At 66.3% G+C, this 14,707-nt stretch carries 13 protein-coding genes; 5 read left to right on the top strand and 8 right to left on the bottom strand.

Annotated elements, in window-relative coordinates; genetic code table 11:
- Positions 1-134 precede the first annotated feature (134 nt).
- Positions 135-1,364, top strand: a complete 1,230-nt coding sequence (locus BFF77_RS12160; RefSeq protein ID WP_066947747.1) for a M6 family metalloprotease domain-containing protein — start codon at positions 135-137, stop codon at positions 1,362-1,364.
- On the opposite strand, the gene BFF77_RS12165 is transcribed toward BFF77_RS12160, so the two are convergent.
- The 8 genes from BFF77_RS12165 to queC form a co-directional block, all read right to left on the bottom strand.
- Positions 1,361-3,346, bottom strand: a complete 1,986-nt coding sequence (locus tag BFF77_RS12165; protein WP_079125080.1) for a class I adenylate-forming enzyme family protein — start codon at positions 3,344-3,346, stop codon at positions 1,361-1,363. The genes BFF77_RS12160 and BFF77_RS12165 overlap by 4 nt on opposite strands.
- Positions 3,347-3,527: 181 nt before the next feature.
- The gene (locus BFF77_RS12170; protein WP_066947674.1) at positions 3,528-4,283 is read right to left on the bottom strand and encodes an SDR family NAD(P)-dependent oxidoreductase; all 756 of its coding nucleotides are present in this window, start codon (positions 4,281-4,283) and stop codon (positions 3,528-3,530) included.
- 262 nt (positions 4,284-4,545) lie between these two features.
- On the bottom strand, positions 4,546-5,943 hold the full coding sequence (locus BFF77_RS12175; protein ID WP_245703370.1) for a S8 family peptidase: 1,398 nt from the start codon (positions 5,941-5,943) through the stop codon (positions 4,546-4,548).
- 1,300 nt (positions 5,944-7,243) lie between these two features.
- A complete protein-coding gene (locus BFF77_RS35585; RefSeq protein ID WP_169922657.1) occupies positions 7,244-7,393 on the bottom strand; it encodes a hypothetical protein in 150 nt (49 codons plus the stop codon).
- Between the two features lie 261 nt (positions 7,394-7,654).
- Positions 7,655-8,422, bottom strand: a complete 768-nt coding sequence (locus tag BFF77_RS12180) for a GTP cyclohydrolase I FolE2 (protein ID WP_066947677.1) — start codon at positions 8,420-8,422, stop codon at positions 7,655-7,657.
- A gap of 3 nt (positions 8,423-8,425) precedes the next feature.
- Positions 8,426-8,782, bottom strand: coding sequence for a 6-carboxytetrahydropterin synthase QueD (queD, locus tag BFF77_RS12185; RefSeq protein ID WP_066947680.1), 357 nt, complete (start codon positions 8,780-8,782; stop codon positions 8,426-8,428).
- On the bottom strand, positions 8,782-9,417 hold the full coding sequence (queE, locus tag BFF77_RS12190) for a 7-carboxy-7-deazaguanine synthase (protein WP_066947683.1): 636 nt from the start codon (positions 9,415-9,417) through the stop codon (positions 8,782-8,784). The genes queD and queE overlap by 1 nt, the downstream gene beginning before the upstream one ends.
- 2 nt (positions 9,418-9,419) lie before the next feature.
- Positions 9,420-10,130 carry a 7-cyano-7-deazaguanine synthase QueC gene (gene queC, locus BFF77_RS12195; protein ID WP_066947686.1) on the bottom strand — a complete coding sequence of 237 codons (711 nt, stop codon included), beginning with the start codon at positions 10,128-10,130 and terminating at the stop codon, positions 9,420-9,422.
- Between the two features lie 505 nt (positions 10,131-10,635).
- Between queC and BFF77_RS36810 the strand changes: the two genes are divergently transcribed.
- Genes BFF77_RS36810 through dbpB (BFF77_RS12210) form a run of 4 tightly spaced genes read left to right on the top strand, consistent with a single transcriptional unit; the run spans position 10,636 to position 14,661 of the window.
- Complete coding sequence (locus BFF77_RS36810) at positions 10,636-11,127, top strand: hypothetical protein (protein WP_245703372.1); 492 nt, start codon at positions 10,636-10,638, stop codon at positions 11,125-11,127.
- Positions 11,124-12,266, top strand: a complete 1,143-nt coding sequence (gene dbpB / locus BFF77_RS12200) for a DGQHR domain-containing protein DpdB (RefSeq protein WP_066947690.1) — start codon at positions 11,124-11,126, stop codon at positions 12,264-12,266. The genes BFF77_RS36810 and dbpB (BFF77_RS12200) overlap by 4 nt, the downstream gene beginning before the upstream one ends.
- Entirely contained in the window at positions 12,263-13,516 is a 1,254-nt protein-coding gene (dpdA, locus tag BFF77_RS12205; protein WP_066947693.1) for a tRNA-guanine transglycosylase DpdA, read from the top strand. The genes dbpB (BFF77_RS12200) and dpdA overlap by 4 nt, the downstream gene beginning before the upstream one ends.
- A 47-nt stretch (positions 13,517-13,563) precedes the next feature.
- Positions 13,564-14,661: a DGQHR domain-containing protein DpdB gene (dbpB, locus tag BFF77_RS12210; protein ID WP_066947696.1), complete on the top strand. Its 1,098-nt coding sequence runs from the start codon at positions 13,564-13,566 to the stop codon at positions 14,659-14,661.
- Positions 14,662-14,707: the final 46 nt, after the last annotated feature.

Genomic DNA, 14,707 nt, shown 5'->3' on the forward strand with positions numbered 1-14,707 from the left:
GCGGCGGAAGCAGCGGGGCCGACGGACCAAGCGGCGAATCCGGTGACGCCTGCGGAGGCGGAGGCGAAGGCGGAAGCGGAGGCCATGGCAGAGGCCGCGGCAGACACCGCCGGGGTTCCCACCGGCTCGGCGCCCTGGCCGGCCTCACCGCCCTCACCCTCGCCGCACTGACCACCGCCAGCGGCACGCTCCCCGGCCCCACACGCGCCTCCGCGGGCTCCGTGGCCGCGGGCCGGGACGCCTCCCTCACCCCCTGCCGTATCGCGGCCACCTCGGCCGTACAGATGTCGGAGGGCCTGCCCACTCCGCCCGGCTACTCGCCCTCCACCGGCACGGTCCGCGCACTCAATCTCATGATCGACTTTCCGGACGCGCAAGGCCCGGGAAAGGCGCTCGACCGGCTCGGCGAGTTCTTCCCGAAGACGTCCCAGTGGTTCAGGAACAGTTCGTACGGACGGCTCGACTACCAGCCCGAGGCCCCGCTGACGGACTGGCTGCGGATGCCGCTCTCCTTCGCCGCGTACGGGATAGAGCGCGGAGCGCCGTACGAGCCCGGCTACCGGCGGCTGGTCGAGGACATCGTGTCCGCCGCCGACAGCCGGGTGGACTTCGCCGCGTACGACCTGGTCAATGTCCTGGTCACGCCCAACGCCGGGCCCTCGGCGCTCGACACCGTGCTGTCCGTCACGTTCTCCGGCAACTCGGACGCGCCCGAGGCCGACGGCGCACCGCTCGCCAACACGTCCTTCGTCTACAGCCGCCAGGACGACGGCTCGGGGTCGTACCGCGAGACCGGTTACCGGGTGCTGCCGCACGAGAACGGCCATGTCTTCGGACTGCCCGATCTCTACACCATGGACGGCGGCAGCTCGGTCGGGCACTGGGACATCATGTCCGAGGACTGGGGCGCCAACAACGATCTGCTGGGCTGGCACAAGTGGAAGCTCGGCTGGCTGGACGACGAGCAGATCCGCTGCGCGTCCATGTCAGGCGTCAGCGAGTATCTGCTGGAGCCGCTGGCGCGCAGGGGCGGGCCCAAGGTGACCTTCGTACCGGTCTCCAAGGAGTCCGGTTACGCGGTGGAGGTACGGACCCGGGAGGGCAACGACGAGGCGGTCTGCCGGCCCGGTGTGCTGATCTACCGGGTGGACTCCACGGTCGACACCGGGCGCGGCCCGATCGCGGTCGCGGACAGCCGCGAGAACAGCGGCGGCTGCACCCGGCGGCCCAATGTGCACGCGGAGCTGTCGGACGCGCCCTACATGCCGGGCGAGACCTTCGTGGACAGCGAGCACGACATCCGGATCTCCGTGATGGCGAAGGAGCCGGGCGGGAACTTCAGGGTGCGGGTGTCACGGCCCTAAGGCGCGTCCCGCAGGTCCGGCAGAACCCCGTTCCGCGAGAACCCGGTCCGCGAGAGAACCTCTGTCCGCAGCTCGCGCTTGAGGATCTTGCCGGCCGGATTGCGCGGCAGCGGCTCCTCCCGTACGAGCACATGGGCCGGGACCTTGAAGGCGGCGAGACGGGCGGCGACATGCGCGCGCAGCGCCTCGGCGTCCGCGGCGGTGCCGGAACCTGTGCCGGGACCTGCGCCGGGCTCTCCCCCCGGACCGGCGCCCGGGCCTCCGCCGGGTTCTCCGTCGGGATCTTCGCCATGACCGGCGCCCGGGCCTCCGTTCAGACCTCCGCCGGGCCCCGCGCCAGGATCTCCACCCGCACCTCCGCCCGGACCGGCGCCCGGCGCGGCGGCCCGCCCGGCGGCCTTCCTGAGCCGTACCACGGCCACCACCTCCTCACCCAGCACAGGGTGCGGAACGCCCAGCACCGCGGCGTCCAGGACCTCGGGATGGTCGTGCAGCACGGCCTCGACCTCCGCGCAGTACACGTTCTCACCGCCTCGGACGACCATGTCCTTGATCCGGTCCACCACCGCGACGCGCCCGTCGCGCGCCGTCACGAGATCGCCGGTCCTGAACCAGCCGTCAGGGGTGAAGGCCTCGGCGGTGGCGGCCTCGTCGTGCCAGTAGCCGCGTACGAGCGCCTGGCCGCGCAGCCAGAGCTCGCCCACCTGTCCCTCCGGAACGCTCTCGCCCCGCGGTCCGGCGATCCGTACCTCGGTGGCGGGCGTCGGGCGGCCCACGCTGTCGGGGAAGCGCCGGTACTCCTCGCCGAAGACGGCCAGCACTCCGCCGCAGGTCTCCGTCAGGCCGTAGCCGTTGCGCGGCTCGACGCGCTCGCCGTAGCGGGCGGTGAGCCGGCCGACGAGCGCGGGCGGCGCGGCGGCGCCACCGGTGCTGAACAGGGTCAGCGTCGCCAGCGCGTCGCTCTCCGCCGCGGCCCTGGTCCCGGCCTCTGCCCTGGACTCGGCGCTGGAATCGGTCTCGGCCTCCGTCCCGGCCCCGGCCCTGAAATCCGTCTCCGCCGCGTCCAGGAGCTGGAGCGCGGTGGCCGGGACACCCGCGAAGTACGTCACCCGGTGCTCGCGGATCAGCCTCAGGGCCTGCCGCGCGTCCCACGCACGCATCAGTACGAGCGTCCCCCCGACGGCCATGACCGAGTAGACGCAGGTGAACGCGGCCACATGGAAGAAGGGATACGTCATCAGCGCGACGGGCGCGGGGCCCTGCCCGGGGATCCGTCCGCGCGCGAGGGCGGAGGCGGCGGCGTGGTAGCGCGGGTTCATGGCCGCGCCTGCCTGGGCGAGCTGGGTGGCGACGGCACCCTTGGGCCGGCCGGTGGTGCCCGACGTGTAGATGATGGTGGCGTCGTCCTCGGCCCGTACCTCGACGTCGGGCGGCGCGGCCAACGGATCGGGCGCGGGCAGGTCCTCGTACCGCTCGATCGGCCCGTACCGCTCGACCCGCGCGTACCGCCCGGCCGTCTCACCCAGGTCGGCCTCACCCGCCTCACCCGTCTCGTCCTGCTCGCCCCCGTCACCGACGCCGTGATGGAAGACCAGCGTCCGGACGCCCTCGCGCGCGGCCCAGCGCGCCACGCGCGGCAGCCGCTCGCCGTCCACCAGCAGGACGCGTGGCGCGCAGTCGTCCAGGGCGTAGCTGAACTCGTCCTCGGTCCACCAGGCGTTCAGCGGTACGGCGACCAGCCCGGCCAACTGGGCCGCCCAGAAGGCGATCTGCCACTCGGGATGGTTGCGCATGGCGATGACGGCACGGTCGCCCCGGCGCAGCCCGTACCCGTCGAGCAGACGGTTGGCCAGCGCGGAGGCGGCGGCGAAGAACTCTCCGTACGTGTACGTCCCGCTCTCCGCCACCAGGAACGGCCGGTCGCCGTAGGCCCAGGTCGCCTCCACGAACTCGCGCAGGGTGCGCGGTCCGTCGGCGTACATGGGCGAACCGTTCTCGTCCCGTACGACGGCGAAGGGCGCCCCCGGCGCGGTCAGGATGTGCGGCTCCGGCACCTCGGCACCTCTCTCGGCGTCCCAGCTCTCGGCGTTCAAGGGCCGCTCGGCCCGCCGCGACGCTACTCGACCGCCCGGTCCGTGGTCGAACCGCCCGCCTTCCCCGGACTCAGTCGACCACCGTGCCGCAGGTGATGTTGAACGCGGTCGCGGTCATGGACCGGGCGCGGTCGGAGGCGGCGAAGGCGGCCACGTTCGCGACGTCCTCCCGTGTCGCCGCCCGCTTGAGCAGCGTCCGCCGCACGGTGTCCTCGACGATGGCCGCGCCGCCCTCGAAGTCCTCGGGGATGGTGTCCACGATCCCCGCCGTCTGGAGCGTCAGCGCGCGGATCCCGTACCGTCCCAGCTCACCGGCGAGTTGTCTGCGCAGCGCCTCGACGGCCTGGAGCGCCACTTGCAGCCCGCCCAGATTCCACTCGGGCCTCGGGTCGCCGTACCCGCCGAACATCAGGATCACGCCCGAGCGGCGCGGGATCATATGGCGCGCGGCGGCCCGTGCGGTCAGGAAATTCGTCCGCAGCGCGGTCATGACGGGCTGCTGGAAGTCCGCGAACGGCATCTCCACGAGGGGGGTGCCCTGCACATCGCCGTGCGAGATCAGATTGAACGAGATGTCGATACCACCGGTCCGCGCGGCCACGTCGGCGGCGTGCGCGTCCACGGCCTGTTCGTCGAGCGCGTCCACCACGGCGGCCTCGACGGCGCCGCCCTCGTCCCCGATCTCGGCGGCGACCCGCTCCAGCGGCGCCGGGGTCCTGGCGGCGAGAAAGACACGCGCCCCTTCCCGTGCGAAGGTCCGGGCCACGGCGCTGCCGATGGCGCCACTGCCGCCGTAGATCACCGCGGTCTTGTCCTTGAGCAACATGGGTCCGCTCTCCTCGTCGTCCTCGTCGTCACCTGTGGGCGCGTCCGCACCAGCGATACGGGCGCGCCCACACCACCGACTCCACGATCCGTGGAAACTCATCGCCAGTGGCGCGGGAAGGGCCGGCTCCCGGTGAGGAGCCGGCCCTTCCCGGGGCGAACTATGACGAGCGGACCACGCGATCCCTCAGAGGCCGATCAGAGATCAGCCGGGATCCATCAACAGGCCGATCAAAGGTCAGCCGGGATCCGTCAACAGCTGATCAGAGTCCGTCGGTGTGGAGCAGACGGTTGGGTGAGGCCGTACTGATGGGACGGATCACGTCCTTGGTGGACGAGCTGATGAGCCGGCGGGTCAGCTCGGCGGGGGAGGCCGTCGGGTACTTCTCCTTCAGGAGGGCGGCGACGCCGGCGACATGGGGACTGGCCATGGAGGTGCCGCTGAGCGTGCTGGAGCCGCCGCCGAGTTTGGCGGAGACGATGGCGACGCCCGGCGCGTAGGTCGTCAGGCAGCGGCCGTAGTTGCTGAAGCGGGCCTCGCGGTCCTGGATGTCGGTGGCGCCCACGGCGACCGCCTCCGCGGCTCCGGCGGGCGAGACACGGCAGGCGTTCTGGGACTCGTTGCCGGCCGCGGCGACGGGCAGGACGCCCAGGTCGGCGATGGCGTTGACGGCGCTGTCCACCGCCGCCGACGAGGAGCCGCCGATGGAGGCATTGAGGACCGAGGGCTGCCTGGCGTGGGCCGCGACCCAGTCGAGTCCGGCGATGACACCGGCCCAGTCGCCCTGCCCCTGGCAGTTCAGCACGCGGACGGAGACAAGAGAGACCGAGCGCGCCACGCCGTAGGTCGCGCCGCCCGTGGTGCCCGCCACGTGTGTGCCATGGGAGTTGCAGTCCTGCCCGTCGCGCCCGTCACCGACGGCGTCGAACCCGACGGTGGCACGACCGCCGAACTCGCTGTGCGCGGTCTCGATCCCGGTGTCGACGATGTACGCCGTGACGCCCCGGCCCGTACCGGTCACGGTGAACTCGCTGTCTAGGGGCAGGTTGCGCTGGTCGATCCGGTCCAGGCCCCAGCTCGCGGCCCTGACCGACCTCACCACGCGCTCCTCGGGTCCCTCGGGCGTCGCCCCGGGTGCCGTGCCGGGCGTCGCCCCGGCTGCCGTGCCGGGCGTCGCCCCGGGCGTCATCCCGGGCGTCGCTTCCGCGGCCAAGGGTGAGCCGACGCTGATCCGTGCGTTCTCCTCGATGGCCTGGACGCCCGGAAACGCCCGTACGGCGCGCAACTGGTCCTCGGTGAGGGCGGCGGCGAACCCGCGCACGACGGTCCCGTAGGTGAACCGAGGCTTGACGCCGAGCTGTCGCACCACCGTGGCCGCCGTGAACGCGGGCTGAAGGGTCACGATGTACTGACCGGGAATCGCCTCGGCGGAACGCTCCACGGGAACGGGGGTCGCTGCGGGAGCGGGAACCGGAGCGGGAGCCGGTACGAGGGCCGGTGCGGGAGCCGGTGCGGGAACGGGAGCCGGTGCGGGAACGGGAGCCTGTCTGGAACCGGCCGTCGCGTCGGCGCTGCCGGCGCCACCGTTCATGCCGGCGCCGCTGATCAGGGGAACGAGTAGCAGAAGGGCGATCGGTGCCCAGCGCGCGCTCAAGCGCATACATGCTCCTTGCGAGGACGGAATCGCCCACGGCCGAACCAAGACAGGCCCGCGAGCGACGAACACCCTTCCTTCGGCCATGACACGCCCACGGCTTGAGCGACACCGACCGTATGGCGCAAGCCCCTCCGCCTCGTCCGTCACCATCACCAAGGACCGTGCGACCTCCCGCGCCCCCGGCTGACGGCCGTGCGATCGCCCAGGGCCGTACCCGTACGGATCATGCCGTTCCCGGAAGGCCCCAGCGGCCGAGACCGGCGCCGCGCAGTGCCCAGGACCGCATCGGCCGCGAACACGACGAACCGCGTTGTCCGCGCCGTCCACCATCGCGCCCGGTTCACCACCCCCGAGCCCACCGCCCGCCACAAAGGGGCCATCGCCGAGCCGGCCCAAGCCCCGACCGCCCAGCCCCAACGGATAAGCGCGCCGACCGGCACATCCGCTACCCTGTCAGTGGTCGGCCAGGCTCCCGCCGCAGCAATCGTCCAACCCACCGGACACCAGCGGCAGAACCTCTCCGACCACCGGGTCTGCCAAGCCAGGTCGGGGCCCAGCCACTGGGTTCTCGACAAGGTCTGCCACAGACCCCTGCCTTGCCTTCGTAGCCTTCGTGGGGCTTGCAGAAAACTCCATCGGTGCAGGCCAGCGGGGTGGCCGCAGAGGCTTCGGAAACGGTCGGCTCCCGATTCGGGAACGTTCAGCGAATAGCTGCTGCTCAGCAGCACAGCCAGCCACAGTCCGGTTGACGACGGTTGCTGTCGCTCAGCGCTTCCCCACAACGCCTCGTCCCCTGTGCCCAGGCCGCCACTGTTGATCAACGTGGGCACCATGGCCTTCCGAGTACCGCGCATCCGCCGCAGCCTGATCGTGCTGCTCTCCCACGACGGCCGGGCGGTGTTCCTGCGCAAACGCGCTGGGCACATCGCCTGACGCCACTGCAGTGACCCGTCTCAGCCTGCCTTACCTAGACCAAGGCACTCAAACAGTGGAGGCGGTGTCACACCGCGCTTCCCACGATGACACGCGGAACCGTCACCGGCCGCATCTCCGTGATGGTCGAGGCGGAACTCCACCTGTACGCGATCGTCATCCTCAGACTGTCCGCACCGGACACCAGCTCACTGACCCACGACGGGAGTTGGCATCCACTCGCGCACCTGCCGGAGATGCCGATCTTCCGACCAAACTCCCACTACTCATCGAGGGATACGTGGATCGCTGGATTCCTGACGGACCGATCACTCTGGACAGCTGAACCACCCGCAGGCACCCGTCTGCCCTGGTGCCACTTCCTCTTCCCTCAAGAATGAGACCAGTTCCGCAGCGGGTACACGTCCCAGGAAAAGCGGCGCAGCCGGGCCCGCTCGACCTCGCCGATGTCGCGGTGCGAGGGGTTAAGGTAGCGGCCGAGAACGACGACCGCCACGCGACGCGCGCCGACGGTCTTCAAGGCGGCGACTGCGGACTGAACATGGTTGCCGGTGATCCAAATGTCGTCACCGAGAGGGACGGTATCGCCCCACAGTGAGCTGCTCCGAGTTTCGTAGAGTCCGAGGCCGAGGCACCGCCCTGTTGCTATCCCGGACCGTTTGGCTGGGCTTACCCCCACGGGCGTGCGAAGGTGCAGGTCAGCCACATCATTCCACGGTTCCGTCAAGGCAAGCCCCGACCGGAGCAGGCCATGTGACACGCCCTGGATTGAGTGCGGGGCTCAGCCAGCGATGTATGCGATGGCGTCGTGACTATGGATGCTTTCTAGGTTGCGGACCCTCACCGAGTGACGAAGACCCCGCTCGCGGCAGACGTGGCTGACTTCGCGGGCAATGTCTTCGACGAACACAGGGTGGTCGTACGCCTGCATCGTCAGCACACGTTCATCTGGACGCTTTACCAAGGGCACGACGGGCGCGGACGCACAGCGTTCCAAGAGTCGTACGGCCTGCTGCACCCCAAAGGGATAGGGGGTGTCCCCGTGCCCGGTCACGGACAGCATGACACGGCTGCGCTGGTTGTGGGCGCCGTAGTCAGAGATCGCTTTCGAGCACGGGCACAGACTGGTGACCTCGGTGGTAACCGACGTGATCACTGTCGTGTCTCCGTCGTCCCAGCGGCCGTCGAACCGGACATCGTGGACCTGAAACGACTCGGCGCCAGTCGCAGGCGCGATCACCGTCGTGCTCAGCGGGATGGCTACCGACACTGCGAGCTCCGGTGCATCCAGGCGGTCCGCACCGACTTTCAGCACGTGCGGCAGCCTGCGCGGGTCGAACCGGCGAAGGTACTCGTGGGCGAGAGCCACCATGCGGCTCATGTGGGTGCCACGGCGGTCATGCTGGAGCCGCACGGTCACTTCGATCTCGGCAATCCCCTCCTGGCGGAGGTGGCCGTCCTCGAAGTACAGCGGGTAGCGCAGGCCGCTGATGCCAACCTCGTCGATCTCGATGCCGCGGGTGTCAGTCTCGTTCTGGATGTCGTGCATCGCTCACTCGCCCCGATAGGTGCAGCCGGACGTGCACGTCTCGCGAACGGTGAGCGCAGAGAGGTCGGGCAGGGTCGGCTTCAGTCGCTCCCAGATCCAGCGGGCAAGAACTTCGCTCGTCGGGTTCCCCAGGCCTTCGATGTCGTTGAGGTAGTAGTGGTCGAGCCGTGCTTCGAGGGGCTTGAAGGCCTTCTTGAGGTCGCCGAAGTCCATGACCCAGCCCGTCTCAGGGTCGACGGGAGCCTCGACGTGGACGATGACCTTGTAGGAGTGGCCGTGCAGGCGCTGACACTTGTGGCCCTCGGGCACGTTGGGCAGGCGGTGCGCAGCCTCGAAGGTGAACTCGCGGAAGATTTCCATTACTGAATTCCCAGGTACTTGTGCGTCTGGAGAGAGAGGATCCAGCGCGGGTTCTTCATGCAGTAGTCGACCGTCGCCCTGGTGTTGGCTTCAGCGTCCGGGCCGTCCATGGGCTGGAGCCGGAAGTACTGGAAGTCCAGGTGCTCGAACTGACGGGGGTCGCCACCCAACTGAGGGTAGACGAGCTTCAGTTCGTCTCCGCTGGTCACGATCAGTTCGGATCCGATCTTGGGGCTGACGCAGATCCAGTCGATGCCGTTCGGCGGTACGCGGGTGCCGTTCGTCTCGACGGCTACCTCGAAGCCTCGGGCGTGCAGCGCGTCGATCGCCGCTTCGTCGAGTTGCAGGAGGGGCTCGCCGCCGGTGCATACCACGAAGCGGTGCTCTCTGGACGACGACGGCCACGCCTGCTCGACGGCTCGAGCAAGGTCGTCCGGGGTGCTGAACCGGCCGCCACCTTCCCCGTCGGTTCCGACGAAATCTGTGTCGCAGAACTGGCAGATCGCACGGTGACGATCCTTCTCCAGGCCCGTCCACAAGTTGCACCGGGAGAAGCGGCAGAATACGGCTGGACGGCCGGCGTGACTCCCTTCGCCTTGCAGGGTGTAGAAGATCTCCTTGACCAGGTAGGTCATTCTCACGCGCCCTGGTACTGCACGGGGTCGGTGACGCAGGCCTCGGCGAAGCCCTTGAGGCGGAGCAGGCAGGTCTCGCAATGTCCGCATGCCCGCCCCTGCTCGTCCGGGTCGTAGCAAGAGGAGGTGAGGGAGTAGTCCACGCCGAGGCGCAGGCCCTCGCGGACGATGTCGGCCTTCGACATGGCGATGAGCGGCGAGTGGAGCTTGAGACTCTGCGTGCCCTCGACCCCGGCGCGGGTGGCCAGGTTGGCCATGCGCTCGTAGGCCTCCATGTACTCGGGGCGGCAGTCCGGGTACCCGCTGTAGTCGACCGCGGTCACTCCGGTGAAGATGTCGCTCGTCCCAACCGTCTCCGCATAGGCGAGGGCGAAGGAGAGGAAGATCGTGTTGCGTGCCGGGACGTACGTAACAGGGACACTGCTGCCGGTGTCCTTGGCGCCAGCGTCGTCCAGAGACTCGCGCTTCGGAACGTCGATGTCCGACGTGAGCGCGGATCCGCCAAAAACTCGCAGGTCGATGTCCGCGATGACGTGCCGAGCGACCCCCTGCGCCTCAGCCACGCGCTTCGCGGCCTCAAGCTCCACGCTGTGCCGCTGCCCGTAGCGGAAGCTCAGCGCGTACGGCGTGTAGCCCTGGTCCTTGGCGATCGCCAGAACGGTCGTTGAGTCCAATCCGCCACTCAGTAGAACGATCGCGGGACGCTCCGCCATGCCTGCTCCTAGTTAGCTCCGTGTGTACTGCGGCAGCCTACGCGAAAAGTGACAGGTAGAGTAACGACAATAGACTGGTAGTTATGAGCGTCGGGAGCCGAGCCGCATGAGGCAACTTTCACTTGTGGTCACATGCACTGACCGTAAGGCTGTGGCGCCGGAAGCCTCACTGCACGCAAGGTCACTGCCAGTTGGGACCGCGGAGGAACGCTCGACCATCTGGAAGAGGCGCGTCGCAGACGCCTCCGCTACCCAGCCACTCGACAAGCTCTACTGCGGCGACCACTGGACGCAGTCGCGTCACCTCGTCGCTATGGCCGCCAAGGCTGGTTTCGACGCACGGCTATGGGTCGCGTCCGCCGGCCTCGGTCTTCGGCCAGCATCCGAGTCGGCCCCGGCATACGCGGCGACATTCAGCACGCGACACGCTGACTCGGTGGCCACCTCCGCGGACGGAAGCGCCCAATGGTGGAGGCACCTTCAAGAGGAACAAGGTCGCACAACATTGCAGGAACTCGAAAAAAGCGGACCAATATTGATGGTTCTGTCTGAGGTCTACGCGAAAGCCATGGAAGCAGAACTCCGAGCTCTGGGTGCCGTTGCGAGCGAGGCACTGCTGGTAGGCGGTATCGAAGGAATCCCCGGCATCCGAAGAGTCGCCTCCGATGCAGGGCTGCGACCCGCGCTCGGCGGAACACTTACGAGCCTCAATGTGCGCATGGCCGCTTCCTGGCTCCAGCACTGCGAAGACAGTCGACTGACCTCTGAGGCCACCAGTTCTGCCTGGCACGAGTGGGCGTCGGCTGTACCGAAGCCGGAACAACTCAATCGTCAGCCCATGACCGATGCACAGGTCATCGCCTTCATCAGGCATGAGATGGGAACTCAACCGGGGGTCTCACGGACACGGCTGTTGCGAATCTTGCGCGACAGCGGCCGAGCATGTGAACAGAGCAGGTTTGCCAGCTTGTTCAAGCGAACCATGGGGGATCAGTGACCGAGAACCTCATCACGCGCAGAGCTCTGCGCATCAATCAGCACCCCGACATCCCTTTGTACCTCTTTGCATTGGAAGCCGGAGAAGTCGACCTCGTAGCCGACGTTGCGCGGATCTCTCGCGATGAAGCCGGAAAGCTTCTCGGCTACCAGCGGCCTGAGAAAAAGCAGCACGTAAAGCAGATCTTGGAGTATCTGGACGGGGACAAGGTGCTGTTTCCGAACGGACTCATCCTCGCGCTTCCTTCCTCAGTGCGTTTCAGGGGAAGCCGTGGCCCGAACCCTAGCGACGGCCTTGCAACCATTGGGATGCTTGAGATCCCACTGCCAGAGTCACGCGAGGCTCCACGTCCAGCTCTGATCGTTGATGGCCAGCAGCGGAGCCTGGCCCTTGCGCGTACTCAGAATTCCAAGTTGCCTATCACAGTGGCCGGCTTCGTTTCCGAAGATCTGCATGTCCAGCGCGAGCAATTTTTGCGGGTGAACACAGTGTCGCCGCTTCCCAGCGACCTGGTTTCCGAACTCCTGCCGGAAGTGAACACTCAGCTACCCACCAAACTCTCGTCTCGAAAGCTTCCGGCGATCTTGGTGAATGCACTGAGCCAGGATGGCGACTCACCCTTTAAGGGCCTTATCAAACAAGCGTCGACGACAGCTAGCAGGAAATCTGAGACTGTCGTTAAGGACAACAGCCTACTTCAGGCGATCACTGCGTCATTGTCGCCTTCCGGGGTGCTCTTCCCTTATAAGGATTTGTCCAGCGGAACCATCGATACGAGCACTATTCGCAAGATCCTTGTCGTTTACTGGACGGCCGTGCGGGACACGTTTCCGGACGCCTGGGGAATCTCCCCCAACAAGAGCCGACTGATGCACGGCGTCGGCATTCGGTCAATGGGGCAGCTCATGGACCGCGTCATGGAGCGAGTGATGTTTGAAGTAGACATCAACTCGGACGATGCCTACAGCAAGGTCATGGCCGAATTGGCTCTTGTCGAACCCTACTGCCGCTGGACCAAGGGGCGCTGGCCCGAGATTAACTACACCTGGAACGAATTGGAGAACATCACAAAGCACATCAACATCCTGTCAAATTACCTGATTCGCGTTTACCAGAAGGCAAGGATGGGCGCAGCGTGAGGTTCTACTTTCCGGACAGCCAGGACCAGGTCAGTCCGAGCTATGACTTCCTCAATGACGAGTATTCTCCTTTTCGCGTCCGGCAACGGGACGATTTCTATGCCCATCAGGCTGTGAAGCTGGCACCGTATGACGGCATCCTGGTCAGCAAGGCCATTGTCGACGGATCCGTCAAGGGGGCGGGTAAGTACAGCGCACCGCAGCGTGAACGGCTCTATCGGCTTGGCGTGCGGGACTTCTTCAGGCTCCCCAAGACGATGAGCAGTCTTGGAGACTGCGGAGCCTTCAACTACATCGACGAAGAACTCCCACCCTACACGGTTGATCAGGTACTCGACTTCTATATCGGCTGCAAGTTCAACTCCGGGATCAGCATCGACCACGTAATCTTCGGATATGATCCTGAACTCACCGAAGATGATGCAAATCCTGCATGGGTAAAGAGACGTGAGATCTCACTGGAGTTGGCTGAAGAATTCATTTCTGGTGTCAGATCGCGCAATTCCAAGATCCTCGAAGAAGACGACAAGCTCGAACCGGTCGGTGCAGCCCAGGGATGGAGCCCGGACAGCTACGCCGACAGCGTTGCTCGACTTCAGAAAATGGGCTATAAGCGAATCGCCCTAGGCGGCATGGTTCCACTGAAGACGCCCGAGATCGTGGAATGCCTCAAGAAGATTGCGAAAGTTCGCGAACAAGGAGTTGACCTCCATCTCCTCGGAATCACTCGCGTCGACAGCATGCAAGATTTCGCAAAACTCCACGTAGAAAGCTTTGATAGCACTTCCGCTTTCCGTCAGGCCTTTATGGATGAGCGCAACAACTATCACACCGCGGATACGGCCTACACGGCGATTCGCGTTCCGCAGGTCGACGGAAATCCAGCTCTCAAGCGATTGATCCTAGCCGGCGTCGTATCCCAATCCGAAGCAATCAAGGCCGAGCGAGAGTGCCTTCAATTGCTGCGTGATTACGACAAGGATTTGGTGGATGCTTCAGAGGTCTTGGATGCCTTGCGCCGCTACCAGGTGCTCCTCGGCGACACCAAGAAGCTGAAGCAGTTGGACAACCAACTGAAGCGATACGGCGCCACGCTGGTTGACAGGCCATGGAAGCACTGCACATGCGACCTCTGCCGGGAACACAAGATCGAGATGGTCATATTCCGTGGGTCCGAGCGTAACAAGCGCCGCGGATTCCATAACATGACGGTACTCGAAGCAAAGATGCGCAAGCTGTCGTTCGCATAATCGCCCAGAACGCGCATAACACCCAAAGTAACCCAACAGGAGATGATGTGGCCGACCGCTACGAGCTGAAGCTACCCGCCCTCAAGATCCTCCAAGGCACCAAGGAGATCTACTGCTTCGCCGTCGACGGCAAGAAACTGCATGACTTCGCCGCCGTGTCGCGCATCCGCCGTGATGACCAGAAGCGGTTGCAGGGGTACCAGCGGCCCGAGGTCCTCAGCCACATCCGCTCAATCCGCCGCTACCTCGAGTCCGAGGGAGCGATGCTCCCTAACGCCGTGGTCCTCGCATTCGACGAGCGGGTGAGGTTCGAACCAGCGGTCCGTGGTGGCGATGTGAAGTACTCCATCCCGGGCGAGCTGATCATCCCGGTCGACGAGTCACTGGCCGACGACAAGAAGCCGGCCTGGCTCGTGGACGGACAGCAGCGCAGCGCCGCCATCAGGGACGCTGACCTCGCTGAGTTCCCTGTCGCTGCCGTGGGCTTCATCGCGTCCGGGCAGGAAGAGCAGCGGTCGCAGTTCATCCTGGTCAACTCCACCAAGCCGCTCCCCAAGGGACTGGTGTACGAGCTTCTGCCCGAGACCACCGGCCAACTGCCGCGCTCTCTCGCGCGCAGGGCACTCGCCGCGAGGCTCATGGTGCACCTGAATATGGGGGACGGCCCCTTCAGCGGAAGGATCAGCAGTCCCACATCCCCGACCGGAGACATCAAGGACAACAGCGTTCTGAAGATGCTGGAGCACAGCATCTACGAGGGCGCCTTGTACCAGTACCGCAACGCCACCGATGGCACCGGGGACGAGGAGCGGATGCTGGCCCATCTGATGGCCTTCTGGACGCCAGTGGCAAGCATCTTCCGCGAGGCGTGGGGGAAGCCCCCGAAGGAGTCCAGGCTGACCCATGGGGTGGGCATCCAGGCGATGGGCTTCGTCATGGACCGGCTCACTGCGGATGTCCCGGTCGACAAGGTCGACTGGGATGACGTTCGTGCCATTCTGCGTGGGCTGGAAGAGCACGTGGCCTGGACCACGGGGAAGTGGAACTTCGGAGATGACCATCAGCCCAACTGGAACAGCCTGCAGAATACGTCCAAGGACGTACGGCTGCTCAGCAGCTATCTGCAAGCCCGAGTCAGCGCATAGCCCATAGCTCGCGCTTGCTGCGGGGGCCGCCCTATCCTGGGCGGCC

Origin of the sequence: Streptomyces lushanensis, from assembly GCF_001700515.1 — a bacterium.
Classification (GTDB): Bacteria; Actinomycetota; Actinomycetes; order Streptomycetales; family Streptomycetaceae; genus Streptomyces; species Streptomyces lushanensis.